14 protein-coding genes are annotated in these 20,017 nt (G+C 64.0%); 6 read left to right on the forward strand and 8 right to left on the reverse strand.

All coding sequences use genetic code 11. From position 1 onward, the window contains the following. Positions 1 to 38 precede the first annotated feature (38 nt). Entirely contained in the window at positions 39 to 3,119 is a 3,081-nt protein-coding gene (locus GD627_RS13270) for a LamG-like jellyroll fold domain-containing protein (RefSeq protein WP_152272886.1), read from the reverse strand. Between the two features lie 246 nt (positions 3,120 to 3,365). Between GD627_RS13270 and GD627_RS13275 the strand changes: the two genes are divergently transcribed. Then, on the forward strand, positions 3,366 to 3,815 hold the full coding sequence (locus GD627_RS13275; RefSeq protein WP_146363564.1) for an FAD synthase family protein: 450 nt from the start codon (positions 3,366 to 3,368) through the stop codon (positions 3,813 to 3,815). 149 nt (positions 3,816 to 3,964) lie between these two features. Further along, positions 3,965 to 5,359, forward strand: a complete 1,395-nt coding sequence (locus tag GD627_RS13280) for a glycerophosphodiester phosphodiesterase (protein WP_194266054.1) — start codon at positions 3,965 to 3,967, stop codon at positions 5,357 to 5,359. Here GD627_RS13280 and GD627_RS13285 read toward each other — a convergent pair. Both GD627_RS13285 and GD627_RS13290 read right to left on the reverse strand, forming a co-directional pair. Then, entirely contained in the window at positions 5,352 to 5,837 is a 486-nt protein-coding gene (locus GD627_RS13285; protein WP_194266055.1) for a VanZ family protein, read from the reverse strand. The genes GD627_RS13280 and GD627_RS13285 overlap by 8 nt on opposite strands. Next, a complete protein-coding gene (locus GD627_RS13290) occupies positions 5,834 to 8,077 on the reverse strand; it encodes a LamG-like jellyroll fold domain-containing protein (RefSeq protein ID WP_152272889.1) in 2,244 nt (747 codons plus the stop codon). Before GD627_RS13290 ends, GD627_RS13285 begins: the two co-directional genes overlap by 4 nt. A 348-nt stretch (positions 8,078 to 8,425) precedes the next feature. Here GD627_RS13290 and GD627_RS13295 point away from each other — a divergent pair, with 348 nt between their 5' ends. The 4 genes from GD627_RS13295 to GD627_RS13310 all read left to right on the forward strand — a co-directional run bounded on the left by GD627_RS13295 (position 8,426) and on the right by GD627_RS13310 (position 12,380). Beyond that, on the forward strand, positions 8,426 to 9,742 hold the full coding sequence (locus GD627_RS13295) for a cysteine desulfurase (protein WP_152272890.1): 1,317 nt from the start codon (positions 8,426 to 8,428) through the stop codon (positions 9,740 to 9,742). After that, positions 9,743 to 10,201 carry a Fe-S cluster assembly sulfur transfer protein SufU gene (gene sufU / locus GD627_RS13300; protein WP_152272891.1) on the forward strand — a complete coding sequence of 153 codons (459 nt, stop codon included), beginning with the start codon at positions 9,743 to 9,745 and terminating at the stop codon, positions 10,199 to 10,201. It begins immediately after the preceding gene. Between the two features lie 159 nt (positions 10,202 to 10,360). Then, the gene (gene gmd / locus GD627_RS13305) at positions 10,361 to 11,389 is read left to right on the forward strand and encodes a GDP-mannose 4,6-dehydratase (RefSeq protein ID WP_152272892.1); all 1,029 of its coding nucleotides are present in this window, start codon (positions 10,361 to 10,363) and stop codon (positions 11,387 to 11,389) included. A 1-nt stretch (position 11,390) separates the two neighbouring features. After that, positions 11,391 to 12,380: a GDP-L-fucose synthase family protein gene (locus GD627_RS13310; RefSeq protein ID WP_425481922.1), complete on the forward strand. Its 990-nt coding sequence runs from the start codon at positions 11,391 to 11,393 to the stop codon at positions 12,378 to 12,380. Positions 12,381 to 12,428: 48 nt separating this feature from the next. Here the strand turns inward: GD627_RS13310 and GD627_RS13315 are convergent, their stop codons facing one another. The 5 genes from GD627_RS13315 to GD627_RS13335 form a co-directional block, all read right to left on the reverse strand. Continuing rightward, positions 12,429 to 13,742: a UDP-glucose dehydrogenase family protein gene (locus GD627_RS13315; RefSeq protein WP_152272893.1), complete on the reverse strand. Its 1,314-nt coding sequence runs from the start codon at positions 13,740 to 13,742 to the stop codon at positions 12,429 to 12,431. A 399-nt stretch (positions 13,743 to 14,141) separates the two neighbouring features. Further along, complete coding sequence (locus GD627_RS13320) at positions 14,142 to 14,738, reverse strand: LPXTG cell wall anchor domain-containing protein (protein ID WP_152272894.1); 597 nt, start codon at positions 14,736 to 14,738, stop codon at positions 14,142 to 14,144. A gap of 239 nt (positions 14,739 to 14,977) precedes the next feature. Continuing rightward, positions 14,978 to 16,855, reverse strand: a complete 1,878-nt coding sequence (locus GD627_RS16885; protein WP_246165503.1) for a DUF4012 domain-containing protein — start codon at positions 16,853 to 16,855, stop codon at positions 14,978 to 14,980. Between the two features lie 41 nt (positions 16,856 to 16,896). Beyond that, complete coding sequence (locus tag GD627_RS13330) at positions 16,897 to 18,366, reverse strand: sugar transferase (protein ID WP_343032398.1); 1,470 nt, start codon at positions 18,364 to 18,366, stop codon at positions 16,897 to 16,899. 2 nt (positions 18,367 to 18,368) lie between these two features. Next, positions 18,369 to 19,844, reverse strand: coding sequence for a tyrosine-protein kinase domain-containing protein (locus GD627_RS13335; protein ID WP_152272896.1), 1,476 nt, complete (start codon positions 19,842 to 19,844; stop codon positions 18,369 to 18,371). Positions 19,845 to 20,017 lie beyond the last annotated feature (173 nt).

Genomic DNA, 20,017 nt, shown 5'->3' on the forward strand with positions numbered 1-20,017 from the left:
TCTTTCGGGGCGGAACGGATGCCCGCCGGATGGATTGGTCAGGGGGCGAAAACGAGGGTCAGGACCGGACGGCGCGTGGAGGAGGCTTCTTTGGTGAAGAACCACGCATTGTCGGTGCCGGTGCTGGTGATGCCCAGGTCCACGGACCCGGAGAGCATGGCGGATACCGCGCCCGGATCGAGGTCCACGGTGTAGGCGGTGTTGACCGCGGTGGGTGCGACGCTGCCCAGCAGAACCGAGGCCAGTGCCGGCCGGGTGTTCCAGGTGGCGGCCGCCTCCGACCAGCTGCCGGTGACGGGGTGGATGGTGTGCTGGTCCACCGATCCCGCGATGGACTCGGTAGTGGTGTAGAGCCGGAGGGTGGCCGACTGCAGGCGCATTCCGTTCGGCACCCCGGCTCCGGGCTGGAACCGCAGATAGGAGGTGTACCCCGGGCTGCCGCGGGTGGCCATGCTTGCGGAGCTGCCGTTCGCGGTGTTGGGTGCTCCCTGGTTGGCGTAGGTGTCCTCCGACGGCGTCAGTGTCAGCGTGACCGGCGCAGGTGCCGGGGGAGCAACCGTGGCGGAGGCCTGGGCGGAGGAGGGCCCCGCGTTGTCCGCAGCATCCACCGCCACGATCCGGTAGTAGTAGGTCCCCGGAGCCGGGTTCTTGTCCTCGTAGGTAAGCGCCGCAGTCCCGGGCACCGTGGCCAGCAGGGTTCCCGCGGACGGCGTGAATCCGTTCTCCGTGGACCGGTGGACCCGGTAGCCGGTAACGCCCACGTTGTCGGTGGCAGCGCCCCAACCCACGTTCACGGTGGTTCCGGAGAGCGAGGCGGTGGCACCTTCCACTGCCGATGGAGCCGTGGTGTCCGGAACCGGAGCAGGGGTGGGTGCGGTTCGACCGGCGGCCGCGTAGTGCGCCTGCACCCGGGCCTGGCTGAGGGCCGCGGGGTAGGCCGCGAATTCATCAATGCTGCCCTTGAAGTACCGGCTGCTGGGCATCTGCGGCCAGGTGGAGCCCAGCTGGTCTCCGCCGATCCGCCAGGACCCGGTGATCGCTTCGTTGCCGGTCACGCTGTTCGCACCCACCTGCACGCCGTCGACGTAAAGCACCATGCCGTCCCGGCCCTGGGTGGCCACCACGTGGTGCCAGGCGTCGTCGTTGTATGTTCCGGGAGAGACAACCGTCTGTGCGCTGCCGGTCCATACCCCGAAGACCAGGTTGCCGGCGTTGGTCATGTAGACATGCCGGTCATAGCTGTTGCTTAGGCCGGGGTTGGTACCGCTGCGGCGCGGCTGGCCGTTGCCGAAGCCGAAGATCTTTCCGCCCGCGGTGGTGTCGGTGCGGAACCAGGCCTCGGCGCTGAACTCCTTGGGCGCGGCGGTCCGCTGCTGGGCGTAGACCAAATCATCGGTGCCGTCGAAGCTGCCGGCCTTGTTGGTGTCACCGGCCAGGGCTCCGGCGGCAGCACCGATGCCGGGCGAACCGTAGGGCAGGCCCATCCGGTTTCCCGGAGAAGAGTCCGACGCCGCTGCGAAGGAGTCGCCGAGCCGCCAGTAGGTGTCGGCGCCGTCGGCGCGGACCGCCGAAGGGTACGCCTGGGCCGCGGCAGCGGTGGTGAGCTGCACCTGGGCCGAGAGCGCTCCTACGTGTCCGTCGGGATCATTGGCGCGGACCCGGTAGGAATAGCTGACCCCCGGTGCGGCGGTGGTATCCGTGAACGAGGCCTGCGGAAGGTTCCACCAGAGCGAGGTTGCCTGCACGGTGCCCAGCGGGGTGGAGGATCCGTTGCGGTAGATGCTGTAGGTCAGCTCCGAGTCGTCGGGGTCCGTGGCGGTCTGCCACCGGACGGTGTTCTGCCCGGCGGCGCGGGACTCAACACTCACGAACCGGGGTGCGCCGGGCCCGGTGGTGCCCGGACCGGGACCGAACCGCGTCAGGCTTTGCTGGGCCTTGCCGTTGGTGGTGGTGAATTCGCCGCCGACCCACAGCACGTCATTTGATCCGGTGGAGGTGTGTGCGAGGGCGCGCGGCCCAATGCCTTCGCCCTGGCCGTCATTGGTGAGGGGGTTCCACTGCCTCATGGGGGAGGGGTTGTCCACGTCCTGGGCACTGAGGTGGGTCCGGCTGCCGTCGGTGAACCCTCCCATGCTGCCGCAGTCGTGGGCGTGGTGGGCAGCGTAGAGATTGCGCTGGTAGACGGACACGGCCTGGGTGGCGCCGAGGCAGGTGTCCCGCCATACCTGGTCATACGTGCCCAGATCGAGGCGGACCCGCCCGTCGAACACCCCGCCGCCGGTTCCCTCGTTGCCGATGTAGAAACTGGTGGCGTCCGAGGTAATGGTCTTCACCACGGACGTCCTCGGAATGAAGAACCCCGGGTAGGTCCGGATGCTGCTGCCCGAGACCGGGTCAACCACGGCCAGTGACTTGGAATCGGCTCCGTTAATGGTGGTGAAGTCTCCGCCGGTGATGACCACGTTCTTGGCCGGCGGGACGTGCAGGGCGCGCACGGGCAGGTCTGCTGCCGGTGCCCAGGGGAGCAGGGCCCCGGTGGGGGTGACGGCGGCGAGCCGCTGGCGGGCAGTGTTCCTCACGGAGGTGAAATCCCCGCCGAAATACACGGCGTCGTTCGTGGCATCAATGGCGCGGACGGTGGCGGACACTCCGCCGGGCTGGAAGCTGGTTTTCACGGTGCAGCTGGGCAGGTTGATGGCGGCGATGCTGGAGGCGCTGATGCCGTTCACCGAGTTGAAGCTGCCGCCGATGTAGAGGGTGCGTCCGTCGGGGGAGACATCCAGGGCCCGGACGGTGGCATTTGTGCCCGTGACCGAGAGACTACAGCTGGTGGGGTTGCCGGTATACGCGTCGAAGGCGGCGAAGTTCACGGCGCTGCGGGTTCCGGCGCCCCCGGCGGTAACGCCCGGCGGGCGGATGGCGGTGAAGGTGCCGCCGGCGTAGACCACGCCGTTGGCTTCGGTGAGTCCCCAGACAATGCCGTTGGTCTGCCAGGTAGGCAGGTCCGTGGCGGAAAAAGCCACTCCGGGACTGATGGCCGACGCCGGCGCGGCCGTACCTGCCAGTGCCGTGGCCGTTAGGGCCGCGACCGCCAACAAAGCCGCGAATGATTTACGCACGCTACCGCCTCTACTGCCATGGGGAACGGGACTAAGCGGCCCGAAACTGAAAGCATCGTAGCCGCGCGGCAAAGACGGTTTGCAGGTGGCCCCTACCTAACTTGGACCCGGTGTTACGCGGGGTCCGCGGGCCGGTACTCGTGTTTGAGGCGGCGCTACTCTAATCCGGACAATTCGCTTTACCTCCGGTTTCCGGGACTGGAAGATCATCCGGACAGTCACCGTCTCACTGGGGGTCCACACGCCATGCCTGTACGAATTGGTTATGCCTCGGGCGCCTATGATCTCTTCCACATAGGCCACCTGAACCTGCTGCGCCAGGCCCGGGAGCGGTGCGATTTCCTGATAGCAGGCGTGGCCTCGGCGGAAATGTCCCAACGGCTCAAAGGCACCACGCCGGTGGTGCCTTTGGCGGAGCGCCTGGAAATTGTGCGCAGTATCCGGTTCGTGGACGACGCGGTGGTGGATGAACACGTGAATAAGGCCGAGACGTGGCGCGAGGTCGGGTTCAACATGTTCTTCAAGGGCGATGACTGGCGCGGCACACCAAAGGGAGACCGGCTGGAACGGGACATGGAGCTGATCGGCGTGCAGGTTGTCTACCTGCCGTACACCCCCACCACGTCCTCCACCATGCTGCGCCGCGCCCTGAGCGTGATGACCGGTTCGCCCGGGGACTCAGCCATGAACGCATGAAACCTGACCGCACAACCTTCGGCCTCGCTGCCGGTGCCGGTCCTGCCGCTCCTGCCGGTCCAGCAGGTCCCCCCGGCCTGCCGGCCACCGGACCGAGCCGCCGCAGCGTATTGGCGTTAGGGGCGATAGGCCTGGCCCTGGCCGGATGCATGCCCGCGAATGAGGAACCGCGGGCAGGCGCCTCCGGAGGGAGCCCATCCCCGACCCCGAGCCCGGCCCCGGTCCACACGGTGCGCTCACTCTTCGATTCCAGCCCCTTCCAGGTGGCCCACCGCGGATCCTGGGACAACTGGCCCGAACACACCATGACCGCTTACCGGGAGGCCGTCCTTGCCGGTGTCCCGGCACTGGAGCTCTCGGTGTGCGCGACGGCGGACGGCATCCTGGTCTGTCATCACGACACGGATACTGCAAGGACCACCGGGAAGAACCTGGTGATCGGCGAGACCACCTGGGACGAGCTGTCGAAACTGCGCGTCGATGCCCGGCAGTGGCTTGGCCCGGACACGCCGCTGGAACCGATTCCGCTCCTGACGGAAGTCCTGGACGCCTACGCGGCCACGCACGTGATCTTCCTCGAGGACAAGCAGGGCAGCAACACCCGGCCGCTTCTGGACCTGATGGACACCTATCCGGACGCCCACCGGCACATCATCTGGAAGCAGTCCGCCGTTGCGGCGCAGATCCGGCTGGTGACTGAGCGCGGGTACGCCAGCTGGGGCTACTTCACCGGGGAACAGATGTCCCTGCTGGCGGAGCGGTATGCCCGGTTCACGTTCCTAGGGATCAACACCCTCGCAACGGATGAGGAAATCACCGCCGCGGTGGCCACGGGCAAGCCGGTGATCTGCTGGGAGGTCCATTCGCGGGCGGAGCGGGACCGGCTGGTGGGGCTGGGGGTCGCGGGACTGATGAGTGCCAACGTTCCCTATCTTGCGGATCAGGTGTCTCCGGAAACGGCTGACCGTTTCGGTGACGGTCACCGCGCCGCCGGGGACCTGCCCTGGACCGTGAAACAGGGCTGGTCCGTCCAGCCCCAGCTGAAGGGGGCCGAGGGAATCCTTCGGCTGCAGGCCCCGATGAACAGCAGCTACCGGATGGGGTCCATGGCGCCGGTGGAACCGGACGTCTACAGCATTGAGTTCGAGATGCGCTGGCCGGACCGGCTGCCCGGCGTCGAAGGCCACGCGGGACTGGCTTTCGGGCAGGACAATGACATGCCCTACCGGGTGCTCATCCCCAGCGAGGTGGGAGGCTACCACTTTGTGTTCCGGCCCAACGGGGAAATGACCCTGCTGCTGCGCCACGCAGGCGAAGCAGACGGCCTGCGGCTCGCCGTCGTCCAGACAGAGGCGGCCACACCCGGGGAGTGGCTCTCCTTTAAAATCGACATTTCACCCGACAGCCTGCGCTTTTCCCGGCTGGACAGCCTCGGCTGGGCAGGCATGGCGGTGGAACGCAGCTACCGCGGCGGCTACTTCAGCCTCACCCGCAACTATGCCGAGGATTTCCCGGTGGAGTTCCGCACCGTGGCAATCACCTGATCAGTCTCCGCTGCCTGCCCGGCCGCAGCAGCACGGCCATTCCCACCCCGGCCAGCGCGCCGGCGCCGTTGAGCAGCACGTCCTCCGCGTTGCCCACCCGCTCGGGGAGGTACAGCTCCTGGGCCAGCTCGCCGGCTCCGGAGAGCATGGTGCAGGCCAGCAGCGCCAGCCACCACCGCTTCGGCGCCAGCAGGCGGCAGGCCAGGAAGCCCAGCGGCACGAAGAGCGCCACGTTGGCGGCGGCCTCCAGGGAGGCGTAGCCCACCGCGGGCAGTCCCAGCTCCTCGAGCCGGTGCAGGGTCCGCAGCAGCCGAACGTACAGCGGCCGGTCCACCGGCGTCGGCCACAGGAGCACAGTGAGGACGCCGGCGGTGAAAAGCAGAGTGGAGGCCAACTGGACTGCCGTGCGGACGCGGCTGCGGGTGCGGACGCGTTCGTGCCGGGGGGCCGGAACGCGTTGGAGGACCGGAGCGCTCACCGGCGCCCGAGCTGGTTGTGGGTTGCTACCTGGGCGGGGGAAAGGACCCTCGGGTAGGTAGCGAATTCATCAATGCTGCCCCGGAAGTACCGGCTGGTGGGTGCTTCGGGCCAGGAGGAGCCCAGCTGGTCTCCGCCGATCCGCCATCCGCCGATGGCCGTCTGGACGGCACTCACCGTGCTGGACGCCACCCGGACACCGTCCACATACAGCACCATGCCGCCGGGGCCCTGGGTGGCGACGACGTGGTGCCAGGCATTGTCGTTGTATGCGGCAGGGGACTTGATGGTCCTGGCCCCGCCGCTCCATTCCCCGAAGATCAGGTTGCCGGCATTGGTCATGTACACGTGCCGGCCATAGTTGCTGCTCAGCCCCGGGTTGGTGCCGTTGCGCCGTGGAAGCCCGTTGCCGAAGCCCAGGATCTTCCCGCCCGTGGTGGTGTTGGTGCGGAACCAGGCCTCGGCGCTGTAGGCCGTGGGCGGGGCGGCCTGCTGCGGGGCGTAGACAAAGTCATCCACGCCGTCGAACGTGGCGGCCCGGTTGGAATCCCCGCTCAGGGCGCCGGCGGTGTTTCCCAGGGACGGCCGGCCGTAGGGCAGGCCCATCCGGTTGCCGGGGGAGGAATCTCCGGCGGCGGCGAAGCTCTCACCGAGGCGCCAGAAGGTGTTGGCACCGTCGGCGCGGACGGCGGCGGCATACGCCGGCGGCGTGGCCGCAGTGGTCACGCTGACCTGCGCGGACAGCGGCCCCGTGTGCCCGTTGGGGTCAGTGGCGCGCACCTGGTAGGAGTACCTGACCCCGGGCGCGGCGGTGGTGTCCGTGAAGGAGGCCTGCGGAAGGTTCCACCAGAGCGAGGAGGCGTTGACCGTGCCCAGCGGGGTGCCGGATCCGTTGCGGTAGATGCTGTAGGTCAGGGCCGAATCGTCAGGGTCCGACGTCGTCTGCCAGCGGATGGTGTTCCGTCCGGTGGCGAGGGACTCGGCGGCCACGAACTGAGGAGCCCCGGGGCCGGCGGCGCCCGGGCCAGGGCCGAACCGGGTGAGGCTCTGCTGGGCCCCGGCGTTGACGGTGGTGAATTCGCCGCCCACCCAGAGCATGTTGTTGGATCCGGCGGTGGTGTGCGCCAGGGCGCGCGGACCCAGTCCTTCCCCTTGCCCGTCATTGGTCAGGGGGTTCCACTGCAGCATGGGCGAGGGCGTGTCCACGTTCTGGGCGCTGAGGTGGATCCGGCTGCCGTCGGTAAACCCGCCCATGCTGGCGCAGTTGTGGGCATGGTGGGCGGCGTACAGGGTTTTGCCGATCACGGACACGGCCTGGGTGGCACCGAGGCAGGTGTCCCGCCACACCTGGTTGTATGTGCCCAGGTCCAGCCGCATCCGTCCGTCAAACACGCCGCCGCCGGTGCCTTCATTGGCCACGTAAAAGCTTGTGCTGTCCGAGTCGATGCCTTTGACCACGGAGGTTCGGGGAATGAAGAAGTTGGGATACGTGCGGAGGTTTCTTCCGGCGCTGCTGTCCACCACCGCCAGAGCCTTGGAATCGGCACCGTTCATGGTGGTGAAATCTCCGCCGGCGATGACGACGTTCTTGGCCGGCGGAACGTGCAGAGCACGGATGGGCAGGTCCGCCGCCGGCGCCCAGGGAAGCAGCGCCCCGGTGGGAGTGACGGCGGCAAGCCGCTGGCGGGCAGTGTTCCTCACGGACGTGAAGTCCCCGCCGAAATACACGGCGTTGCCGGTGGCATCAATGGCGCGGACGGTGGCGGACACGCCGCCGGGCTGGAAGCTGGTTTTCACGGTGCAGCCGGGCAGATTGATGGCCGCGAAGCTGGAGGCGCTGACGCCGTTCACCGCGCTGAAGCTGCCGCCAATGTAGAGGGTGCGTCCGTCGGGGGACACGTCCAGGGCCCGGACGGTGGCCCGGGTTCCCGTGACCGAGAGGTTGCAGCTGGTGGGATTGCCCGTGTAGGCATCGAAGGCCGCGAAGTTCACGGCGCTGCGGGTTCCGGCGCCGCCGGCCGCGGTGCCGGGCGGGCGGATGGCGGTGAACGTTCCGCCCACGTAGACCACGCCGTTGGCCTCGGCCAGTCCCCAGACAATGCCGTTGGTCTGCCAGGTGGGCAGATTGGTGGCGGAGAACGCGACCCCCGGTGAGAGGGCCGCGGCCGGCGGAGCGAATCCGGCCAGGGACACGAGGGTGAGCAGCAATGCGGTGAGCAGCGCGGTGAGTTTTTGGCGCATGGCGATCCACCTCTGGCCTTTGAATCCCGGTACGCCTGAACGGGGCAGTCCCCGGGGTCGTCCCCTTGAGCGACGTATCCGGTACGGATCCTAACCGCCTGTATTCCGGGGTGATAACGCGTACCCCTACGCGTTTGTGCAGGCGGCGTTACCTACCACCGCATAGGCCCTCTTTGCCGCACAGGCCAGAGCGATGGACCGATCCCGTCCCGCCGGAGGACAGTGAACTAAGGCCCGGCTCAGATGCGCTCCGTGGCCAGCGGTGGGATGATTAGCGCAGACTTACGTTGCGTAATGGTGGACATCACCTGGACGCGCAATCCATCGGCCAGCCAAGGAGATTCTTCCGTGCCTGTGATTTCCACCCCTGACACCCTGCGGCCTGCCGCGGGTCCCATCGACAATGCCGAGGCGGAGCGGATCCGGAATGACTTTCCGATCCTGGACCAGGAGGTCAACGGGCACCGGCTGGTCTACCTGGATTCCGGAGCCACCTCGCAGAATCCGCTCAGCGTGATCGAAGCGGAGCAGGAGTTCTACGAACAGCGCAACTCCGCCGTCCACCGCGGTGCGCATACGCTGGCGGTCGCCGCCACCGATGTCTATGAGCAGGCCCGCGAAACGGTCTCGGCCTTCATCAATGCCCGTCCCCAGGAGCTGGTCTGGACCTCCAACGCCACCGAGGCGCTGAACCTGATCGCCTATTCCTTCTCCAACGCCTCGCTGGGCCGCGGCGGGGAAGCGGCCCGCCGCTTCGCGCTGGGTGCCGGCGATGAGATTGTGGTGACGGAAATGGAGCACCACGCCAACCTCATTCCCTGGCAGGAGCTCGCGGCGCGCACCGGCGCAACCCTGCGTTTCATTCCGGTGGACGACGACGGCGCGCTGCGGCTGGAGGAAGCGGAACGGATCATCGGCCCGCGCACCCGCCTGCTGGCCTTCTCCCACGCCTCCAACGTGCTCGGCACCATCAACCCGGTGGACACCCTGGTGGCAATGGCACACCGGCACGGCGCACTGGTGGTGCTGGACGCCTGCCAGTCCGTGCCGCACCTTCCGGTGGACGTGAAAGCGCTCGACGTCGATTTCCTGGCCTTCTCCGGGCACAAGATGCTCGGCCCCACCGGCATCGGTGCCCTGTACGGCAAGGCGGAACTGCTGAACGCGATGCCGCCCTTCCTGACCGGCGGGTCCATGATCACCACCGTGACCATGGAGAAGGCCGACTACCTGCCCGCACCGCAGCGCTTCGAGGCCGGCACGCAGCGGATTTCGCAGGCGATGGCCCTGGGCACCGCCGCCAACTACCTGAGCGAAACCGGCATGGACCGCATCCACGCCTGGGAGGCGCAGCTGGGGCAGCGGCTGGTGGCCGGCCTGGAACAGATTGACGGTATCCGGGTCCTCGGCCCGAAGGCGGGCGTGGAGCGGATCGGGCTGGCGGCGTTCGACGTCGTCGGCGTCCACTCCCACGACGTCGGCCAGTTCCTGGATGACCAGGGCATCGCCGTCCGCGTGGGCCACCACTGCGCCCAGCCGCTGCACCGGCGCCTGGGGCTGGTTTCCACCACCCGCGCCAGCACCTACCTCTACAACACCACCGACGACGTCGATGCCTTCCTGGCCGCGGTGGCCGGCGTCCGTCCCTTCTTTGGAGTGAAATAAATGAGTTCCGACCTGCAGCAGCTGTACCAGCAGATCATCCTGGAACACGCCAAGCGGCGCCTCGGCGACGGGCTGGCCGAGGTTCCGGCCGGTGCTGCGTCGGGGGAATCCCACCAGCTCAATCCCACCTGCGGAGACGAGATCACGCTGCGCGCCGTCGTCGACGGGTCCACCGTGAAGGGGATCAGCTGGGAAGGGCAGGGCTGCTCCATCTCGATGGCCTCGGCCTCGGTACTGACCGAAATGGTGGCCGGACTGGACCGCGGGCAGGCAGCCGAGCTGGTGGAGGAATTCCGGACGCTCATGCGCTCCCGCGGCAGCATCGAGCCGGACGAGGAAGTGCTGGGCGATGCCGCAGCCTTCGCCGGTGTGGCCCGCTATCCGGCCCGGGTCAAGTGCGCGATGCTCGCCTGGGTGGCCTTGGAAGAGGCCCTGGACTCGGCCGCCCCGGCAGCCTAGGCGCCTCCGCGTCCGCAGGTAACCGTGTGCGCAGTTGCGCGTAACGCGCCAGGCTTAGCGGGTATCCAACACGCTTCCGAGACTCCCGGACCTGAGATTGGCTTCAGGTAACTAGCCGCCCGCCGCAGAGGGGCCGGCTTCAATCTCCGGGGGGACATTTTGCCTAAGCGCGCAGTGATTACAGGTATCACGGGACAGGACGGCTCCTACCTTGCAGAGCTTCTGCTGAGGAAGGGGTACGAGGTCCACGGCCTCATCCGCCGCGCCTCCACCTTCAATACCTCCCGGGTGGAGCACCTCTACGTGGACCCGCATGATCCCGAGGCAAAGCTCTTCCTGCACTACGGGGACCTCAGCGACGGATCCCGCCTGGTGACCATGTTGGCCGGACTGAAGCCGGACGAGGTCTACAACCTTGCCGCGCAGTCCCACGTCCGGGTCTCCTTCGACGAGCCCGAGCACACCGGGAATACCACCGGCATGGGAACGGTCCGGCTCCTCGAGGCCGTGCGGCTGGCGGGAATCGACACCCGGTTCTACCAGGCGTCCTCGTCCGAAATGTACGGGGCCACGCCGCCGCCGCAGAGCGAGGACACCCCGTTTTATCCCCGGTCGCCCTACGGTGCCGCGAAGGTCTACAGTTACTGGATTACGCGGAACTACCGTGAGGCCTACGGCATGTACGCGGTGAACGGCATTCTGTTCAACCACGAATCCCCCCGGCGCGGAGAAACGTTCGTCACCCGGAAAATCACGCGGGCGGTCGCCGCTATCAAGGCCGGTCAGCAGCAGCATCTCTTCATGGGCAACCTGGATGCGAGCCGTGACTGGGGCTATGCCGCCGAATACGTGGAGGGCATGTGGCGCATGCTGCAGGCCGACGAGCCCGATGATTATGTGCTGGCCACCGGCGGCAGCTACAGCGTGCGGGACTTCCTCACCATCGCGTTTGAGCATGCCGGCCTCAACTGGGAAGACCACGTCAAGTTCGACGAACGCTACCTCCGCCCCACGGAAGTCGATTCCCTCCTGGGGGATCCATCCAAGGCGCAGGAGAAGCTCGGATGGAAGGCCACGGTGCACACTCCGGACCTGGCCCGCATCATGGTGGACGCGGACATTGAGATGCTCAAGCACCCGGGCCGCAACTGGATTGACACGGTGAACCTCGACTGCTGGAACGATTAGCGTGGTCTCGGTTCCTCTGGCGGACGGTACGGGCTTCCAGCCCGGGATCCTGGACCGCGCCGCACCCTTCTATGTTGCCGGACACCGCGGCCTCGTGGGCTCGGCTATCTGGCGCAGACTCGAATCCGCCGGTTTTACGGATCTTAGCGGCCGGACTTCCAGCGAACTGGATCTGAAGGACCGCGCAGCCGTCTTCGACTACTTCGCGGAGACCACCCCCCGCTACGTGGTCCTGGCGGCAGCAAAAGTGGGCGGAATCCTCGCCAATGACACGTACCCGGTGGACTTCCTGACCGAGAACCTGCAGATCCAGATCAACGTGCTGGACGCCGCCCGCGAACACGGCGTGGAACGCCTGCTTTTCCTGGGCTCGTCCTGCATCTATCCCAAGTTTGCCGAGCAGCCCATTTCCGAGGACGCGCTGCTCACCGGGCACCTCGAGCCCACCAATGACGCCTACGCGATCGCGAAGATTGCCGGCATCATGCACATCCAGGCCGTCCGCCGGCAGTACGGCCTGCCCTGGATCTCGGCGATGCCCACCAACCTGTACGGCCCCGGGGACAACTTCTCCGCGGAGGGATCCCACGTCCTTCCCGCACTCATCCGCCGGTACGACGACGCCGCGCGGCAGGGCCTGGACACGGTGACCAACTGGGGGACCGGTTCCCCCCGGCGGGAATTCCTGCACGTGGATGACATGGCTGCCGCCTGCCTTCACCTGCTGGAGCATTATGACGGCCCGCAGCAGGTGAACGTGGGCACCGGCTCGGACCTCACCATCAGGGAACTGGCCGGCCTGGTTGCGGAGGCCGTGGGCTACACCGGGGCCATCGAGTGGGACACCTCCAAACCCGACGGAACACCGCAGAAGCTTTTGGACGTCTCCAAACTGACCGCCGCCGGCTGGACCGCGCAGATCAGTCTGGCGGACGGGATCCGGGACACGGTGTCCTGGTACCGGGGCAACCAGGCCGCGTTGCGCGGCTGACTATTCGGCGGCAGGATCCCGGGTCGCGTTGAGCGGTGTCTAGTCCGGTTACGGGCGGCCCATGCTCCGGTAGGTCCAGCCGGCGGTCCGCCAGGCGGCCGGGTCCAGCACGTTCCGGCCGTCAATGATGTTCGTGTCCGTGACGAGGGCGGCCGTGGCTGCCGGGTCCAGGTTCCGGTATTCCTTCCATTCGGTCAGCAGCACCACGGCGTGGGCGTTCAGCAGCGCGTTTTCGGTGACCGGTTCGTAGGTCAGCTCGGGGAATCGCCCCTTGGCGTTCTGCAGGGCCTCGGGGTCCGTCACGGTGACGGTGGCGCCCTGCAGCTGCATCTGCGCTGCGGCGCTGAGCGCGGGGGAGTCCCGCACATCGTCACTCTCCGGCTTGAAGGCAGCGCCCAGGATGGTGACGCGCTTGCCCATCAGGGAGCCGCCGCAGATCTCACGCGTCATCTCCACTACCTTGGAGCGGCGGCGCATGTTGATGGCATCCACCTCGCGCAGGAAGGTCAGGGCCTGGTCGGCGCCCAGTTCTCCGGCGCGGGCCATGAAGGCGCGGATGTCCTTGGGCAGGCAGCCGCCGCCGAAGCCGACGCCGGCGTTGAGGAACTTGCGGCCAATCCGGTCATCCATGCCGATGGCATCCGCCAGGGCCGAGACGTCTGCCCCCGAGGCCTCGCAGACCTCCGCCATGGCGTTGATGAAGCTGATTTTGGTGGCGAGGAAGGAATTCGCGGCGGTCTTGACCAGTTCCGCCGTGGCGTAGTCCACGGTCAGGCGCGGGGTGCCCGTGGAGAGGGGTGCGGCGTAGACCTCGTCCAGGGCGGCGACGGCGGCGGTGCCGGCAGCGCCGTCAGGGACGCCGTAGACAAAGCGGTCCGGGGAGAGGGTGTCCTGCACGGCGTGGCCTTCGCGCAGGAACTCAGGGTTCCAGGCCAGGACGGCGCCCGGGGCGTCCTCGGCCAGCTGGTCTGCCAGGCGGGCGGCGGTGCCCACCGGGACGGTGGACTTGCCCACCACGATGTTGCCCGGCTTCAGGTACGGTGCGAGGCCGGCGACGGCGGCGTCGACGAACCGCAGGTCGGCGGCGTATTCACCCTTGCGCTGGGGGGTGCCCACGCAGACGAAGTGCACGTCCGCTCCGGCGGCGTCGGCCAGGTCGGTGCTGAACTTCAGCCGGCCGGTGGCCTGGGACTCGGCGAGCAGCTCCGGCAGGCCCGGTTCGAAGAACGGTGCCCGCCCTGCGGCAAGCTCGTTGACCTTGGCCTGGTCAACGTCAATGCCTACAACGTCATGACCCAGTTTCGCCATGGAGGCGGCGTGGACTGCTCCCAGATAGCCGCAGCCGATAACCGAAAGACGCATATTTCCCCATTAGCTCGAAAACAAAAAGACCCGAGTATCTTATCCCTTCCGAGGGTGCAAGTGGAAAACACGCGGCAGTCATACGTACCGCAAGTCATTGTGCCAGTATGAATTACTGTTTCCAGGAACGAAATTCCCCCATAGTTTCGGGGCCATGAGCACAACTGAACCGAGAAGAGAATGGCGCCGCACGCGCACCCGCCGGACCCGCCGCGAATGGGCGGCATATGCGGCCGTTGTGGCGCTGGCGCTGGTCACAGTAGTGGTGTTGTTCTTCGCTCTATCCAGATGAACGCATAATCTCACGTGAAAATGCCAGAGGGAGGCTGGAAACCGCTTGGTTTCCAGCCTCCCTCTGTTGCTGATTAGCTGTGCCGTTGAACCCAGCTAAACGGCTAGTTAGGCATTCTTGCGACGGGCAACCGTCACGGTGGCTACGCCTGCACCCAGAGCCAGGACGCCTGCGGCACCCCACAGCATCATGGCGGAGTCGGCACCGGTGTTGGCCAGGCCGTTGTCAGCAGAAGCATTGGTGCCTGTGCCTACACCAGTTCCTGCACCACTTCCGGTGCCAGCGCCGCCGGCAGCTGCGGGGTCAACCACAACGGCCGCGGTCACCTGGTGGCCCGAGGTCAGGCCCGTGGCAGTCAGGGTGTAGGTACCGGGAGCATCACCAAGGGTGACGTCGGCGGAGAATGAACCGTCGGGGTTTGCCACGACGGTATTGGTGCCCACGAGCTGCGCGAGGATAATGGGGCTGCTGATGCCAGTGCCGGCCACGATCTGGGGATCATTGGCGTAGGTCACGTCAATGCGGATCTGCTCTCCACCGGTGAATCCGGCTCCGCTGAAGACGATGGTGGCGCCGGGGGTAACGATGGTGGCGCTGACAGAGCCGGTGACGGGGGCGGGGTAGCTGGAGACGGCGTTAGCGGCGCCGGCGCCGACAAAGGCGAGGGATCCGGCCAGGACCAGTGCGGATACGGTTTTTTTCATGTGTGAGACTCCCCGGTGCGATAGATAAAGACTGCGGTTATAGACGGTCGGTTCCCACCAAGAACCCGTGAAACCAAGCCCAAAATTTTTTGATGTTTCATGTGCTCCGGCGTTCACTCTGCATTGCCAGCAACACATTCCGTCCGCAAATACTTTGCGGTGAGGAACACTCTTACGGTAACAGGTACTGCCCCCAGTTCCAAGCGTTGTGTGATATGTACTGAGAATGTACCTTCCCTCTATTGGCAGGACTCACGCCGATCCATAGGAATTATGACATCTTGAACTGCTTGCACTGAGGGAGTTACCTGGAGCTTGGGCTCGGAATCCTGAACTACCCGGGTGAACCCGATGTCAATCAGTGCCGTTTCCCCGGGCGCTAGCTCTAACGTCACAGTTCCAACCGGCCGTTGGCCATGTTTACCAGCTCCGATGGGTACGGGGATCCCATTGATTCGGGCCGATGCCACGAGAGCTTGTGATGGCCCATAAAACACGTAGTTTGTACGGAAATTTCCCGGTTCCACCCCAAATGCCCCGTCACCCGTCACGTAGGAGGGAAGCGAAGCGGCAGCATCCAGGGGTGCCTTGTTCTGCACGGTGAGATGGACCGTGTACTCGCCGTAGCCGTCGTGTTGGCATGTCTGAACCAACTGCACCGTGCGTGATGCGTAGTAATCCATTTTGGCACCGGTTCCATCATTGAAGTACGCTCCGAAGCTGGCGCCACCCGCGTCCGAGCCCGTAACTTCGCCTCCGAGGGCCGTGGACGAAATGATGTTCTGTTCATCTCTGACATTGGACCACAGATATAATCGGCGCTCTTGAGCGCTGGTGCTCAAGGCCTTGATCAGTTGTTCGCTGTCTCCTCCCCCATCCGTAAAAGCTGAAAATATACTTGCAGCTACTGCCGCAAAGTAGGCATCCTGGGCTGCGGGCTCCTCGATTTCCCGATACACATCGGACAGGAGAGTGCTGACCACATTATCCTGGGTCAAGGACTGGGGCAGTGACGTTCCGTCGATTGCGCTTACTACCACGGGGTCGGTCAGATCTACAGGTCCGGTGGCCTCCAACAGGTGGGCCAATACTACGGGGTCCAACGCCAGTACTCCGTCTATTGTTTGACCGGGCCGGCGTGCTTCCCACATCCGCTTGGCAGTTTCTGCGGCGGTCGGGAAATGGGGGGTGAGATTGACGTTCTGCATCTGCGTCCCGAGCCGTTTTGTGTATAGCTTCTCCTGATCTGTATCCACGTCGAGCGCCGGTGTGAATGCCTCGATGGCCCCCGCGCTGCTTTGCTCTCCCAGGCTTATGCGGCCGTTAGCCGCTTTTAACACCGCTATAGCACCAGGAATTCCACCCGTGGCCCTAGACTCGGCGCTGTTCTGGACTAAGACCAGGTAGTTCCGCTCCCCGTCAGCGCCAAGCATGCTGGGGAGCAGCTGCGCTGCGGATGACGCGGTAGCAAGCGCTCCGCTGACGGGCTTGAGTTGCTCAGTGACGGCACGGACGGGTTCCGCCACCTCGGGCCTCAATGCATCAAGATCAATCGCAGCGAGACGTTCATAAGAAAGGCGAACGGTATCCGCTGCGGCGCGGATACTTGGAGCGGCGTCTTCCAATTGCGTGACGTTCACCCCGCCGTCGGTAGGGGAAAGCGTCTGCCAGTTCAGTGAATCGTATTTGTCCAGCAGGGGACCCGCAGCTCGGATGGCGATGTCGTCAGCAGAGACTGCTACCTCTCGGACTGCACTGAAATTGCTCCCATATTCAGGAACGTAGGAAGCAATCTTCCAAAGCGGCCCCGCGGTTGTTGAACGGGCGCCGGATGTTTGCGCTTGAATGGCCTCTAAAGATATCTTGGCCGCCTGATGATCGCCATTCTCCAAGTTGTCTCGTAGCTGTGGCACCAGATCCATTGCCATTTCGAGTTGGCTCCGGACAGAAGATACCTGATGCGCCACGACGACACCAGCGCCGGCGGCTATCAGTAGCAGCCCGAATGCTCCGAGGGCGATCTGAAAAAAAAGCCGACGACGTTGTTCGCGCTTCGAGGGGCGGCGCTGGTTTTTCTGGATATGGTCGTGCGTGATGCCGTCGTCGATGGTAGTCATATTGTGCCTTCGGAAGCAGGGGAAAGGAATTAGCGCGTAGGTCAGTAAGCACCTTGTCGAGCGAGGACCGCACGGAAGGTCTTGAGCAGGATGGCAATATCCCCTGGGACGGACCAGTTTTCCACGTAATACAGATCGAGACGGACTGTGTCGTCCCAGGAGAGGAGCGAGCGTCCACTGACCTGCCAAAGGCCGGTTAGCCCTGGGCGTACCATGAGCCGCCGGCGAACGTGACTCTGATATAGCTCTACCTCGGACGGAAGAGGCGGACGCGGACCAACCAAGCTCATTGTGCCGTTTAGAACGTTGAAAAGCTGAGGCAATTCATCCAAGCTGTAACGACGTAGGAAGCGGCCTGCTCTGGTGATGCGGGGGTCAGCTTTCAGCTTGAACATGACGCCGTTACCTTCGCTTTGGGCCCTTAAAGCGTCGAGACGGGCCTCAGCATCTACCACCATCGAACGAAACTTAAACATTTTGAAATGTACGCCGCGGTTACCCACTCTTTCTTGGGTGAAAAATACTGGTCCAGGTGAGTCAAAACGGACGATAGCAATGACCGCCAGGAGTATAGGAGACAATAGAACCACCAAAAAAATAGCTCCAGCGAGGTCAAATGCCCGCTTTAGGATTCTCTGGCCGCTGCCCAGATTTGGTGTAGAGACGTGGATCAGTGGGAGCCCCGCCACCGGCTGCGTATGAATGCGTGGGCCCGCGACGTCAGTTAGCGCAGGTGCCATAATCATCTTCACTTGCATATCAGCAAGTGCCCAGCCGAGTTCCCTGATCACGCGGGGCGGCAATGGGACTCCGCTCGAAAGCGCTACAGCATCCGGACGCGACCGATCAATCGCGTCGATAATCGATGCTGCTGAAGGATCGCTCCCTAAGATGGGCAAGTCTGGGTCAACATTGAGAGATGTATCGAACTGTGCGCCAGGTATGTAACTCGCAATTGGACGGTACCCCGCCATCGGGTGACTTCGTAGCGCACGAGTTAGATGCTCAACGCCATGGGGGCCACCTATTATAAGGATACTGGAACTACTAGAGCCGGCTCGCCGTTGACTTCGAAGGTAGCTTCGAACCAGCATCCGAGCCATAAGTAATGAAATTATCCCGGCGGGTAAGGCTATGGCAATGTATCCGCGGGCGGTGTCAAGCTGAAACACATATGAAACTGTCGCAATAAGGCCGAAAAGCCAGAATGAGGCGCTAATCAGCCGCTTATATTCCTCGGGGCCATATCCCAAGATTGTTGTATCGCGGCTGCCCCACAACCCAAGCATGCACCACCATATAGCTGAGAGAATGAGCGTTATAGCCAGATAAGGCCGTTCGTCGGCATCGATCCAATCCATACCGGATTTCGTTCCGAATCGGAGAACCAGTGCGCCAGACATGGCCCATACAACAGCGACTCCATCCACAATTGCCAGCACTCGTATGTGGTGCTTTCGCCAGTTAGCCATGGAGCCGGCCCGGGCGGACCCTGCCGAGATTGTTGGCATGGCTAGCGCCGTTCTTCAACCGTGTCACGTGTGCTTGTCCTGACCCTATTCGCGCGAGTACGGACTGTCATCGAGCCGCTATTTAGCGATTTATTCCCGTGTCGACCAGGGTGGGTGGTATCGGGCCTAGTTTCGTAAGAATAATAGCTCTGTGCATATGCGTCTGGTCCCTTGGCAGGAAGCAGATTTAGGACGATGCCCAAGATATTTGCTTTGACCAAGCTCAAGGACGACAACGACTTTTCCAGATCCTGAATCCTGATCTTTGTTGTACCAACTACTACTACTACGCCCCCGACCTTCTGGGCCAGAACCGTTGCATCCGTAACCGGAATAAGCGGGGGAGCGTCAATGATGATTACATCAAAAATAGTCTCCAACTCGGTGAGGAGGTCGGCCATGGCCTGGGAACCGAGGAGCTCACTTGGGTTTGGAGGGATCTGCCCAGACGTGAGGACATTCAATCCGTTCTGGCCCCATGGTTGGAGTAGATCCCGGACCTCAGCCGCGCCAATTAACGCCGTTGTGAGCCCTGCGTTTCTTTCCAACCCAAGGTACTCGGCAACCATCGGCCGTCGTAAATCAGCATCAATGAGGACAACTCGCTGTCCTGCTTGGGACATTGCAACGGCCATGTTAGTTGCCGTTGTACTCTTACCCTCGCCGGGCAAGGAGGAAGTGATCAATACTGACTTAGAATCGCTGTTAACATTCGCGAACTGGAGATTAGTCCGTATCTGGCGGAACGTTTCGGCTCTTGAACTCTGCGGAGGAACTTGTGTAAGGAGCGGTGCCTTAGATGCTTCGGGATCAAACGCAAGACCTCCGAGTAAAGGCGCTTGCGAAATTCGGCGCAAATCGGACTCGCTGCGGATACGAGTATCGAAAGCGGAACGTAGAGCCACAAATCCGAGAGCCGCACCTAGGCCCAGAATAAGACCAATGGCTAAATAGAGCTTTGTATTAGGCGAGGATGGAAAAGGCGGAGCCGTAGCAGGAGTGACCACGGAAAGCTTTACAGGTGAGATGCCTCCAGCCGCAGGACTCTCCAGGGTTTCGATCGTGGCGATCAGGCTTTCGCTTATTGCGCTAGCGAGTGCCGCTGCTTGTATCGGAGAGTCATCTAGGACTGAGATCGAGATTATGACCGTGTCAAGATCCGCAGTAGCACTGACTTTATTCGCCAACTCTGCGGGGGTGATATCTAAACCCATGGAGTCGATTGCCGGTTGCAGGACTGCCGGCGTGCCTACGGTTTCAACGTAAGATTTCACGCGTGCCTGGCTGAAGGTGTTACCTTGCTGCAACTCTTGGACCGATCCTGAGTTCTGGATCGCCACGAAAAGCTGCGTCTTGGAGGAATACATTGGCGCGGTAAAGGTCGCTAGAAGCCCAGAAATGAGCAGGCTTAATAGCAGACAACATGACGCCGGAATCCAGTTTCGCCGAAGGAGGCGAAGGTAATCGCTGAGCTCCAAAAAGGGTCGCCTTTCTTGGGCAGTTCCGACTGGGCGGCCGAGCAGGTCGATGGGTCAGAACCGCTATGCGGAGACTAAGAAGAACCTGATCATAGTAGCTGAAAGCAACTCTTACCCCTAACGAGCGGTCACTATCAATGGACTGAGCGGTGTATTTGACATGTGTCGGATTC

The organism is Arthrobacter yangruifuii, from assembly GCF_009192775.1.
GTDB classification, from domain to species: Bacteria; Actinomycetota; Actinomycetes; order Actinomycetales; family Micrococcaceae; genus Arthrobacter_B; species Arthrobacter_B yangruifuii.

Coding starts and splice junctions, on each gene's coding strand:
- GD627_RS13275 (WP_146363564.1), top strand. CDS start 3,366: ATGCCTGTACGAATTGGTTATGCCTCGGGCGCCTATGATCTCTTCCAC.
- GD627_RS13280 (WP_194266054.1), top strand. CDS start 3,965: ATGCCCGCGAATGAGGAACCGCGGGCAGGCGCCTCCGGAGGGAGCCCA.
- GD627_RS13290 (WP_152272889.1), bottom strand. CDS start 8,077: ATGCGCCAAAAACTCACCGCGCTGCTCACCGCATTGCTGCTCACCCTC.
- sufU (WP_152272891.1), top strand. CDS start 9,743: ATGAGTTCCGACCTGCAGCAGCTGTACCAGCAGATCATCCTGGAACAC.
- GD627_RS13315 (WP_152272893.1), bottom strand. CDS start 13,742: ATGCGTCTTTCGGTTATCGGCTGCGGCTATCTGGGAGCAGTCCACGCC.
- GD627_RS13320 (WP_152272894.1), bottom strand. CDS start 14,738: ATGAAAAAAACCGTATCCGCACTGGTCCTGGCCGGATCCCTCGCCTTT.
- GD627_RS16885 (WP_246165503.1), bottom strand. CDS start 16,855: ATGACTACCATCGACGACGGCATCACGCACGACCATATCCAGAAAAAC.
- GD627_RS13330 (WP_343032398.1), bottom strand. CDS start 18,366: ATGCCAACAATCTCGGCAGGGTCCGCCCGGGCCGGCTCCATGGCTAAC.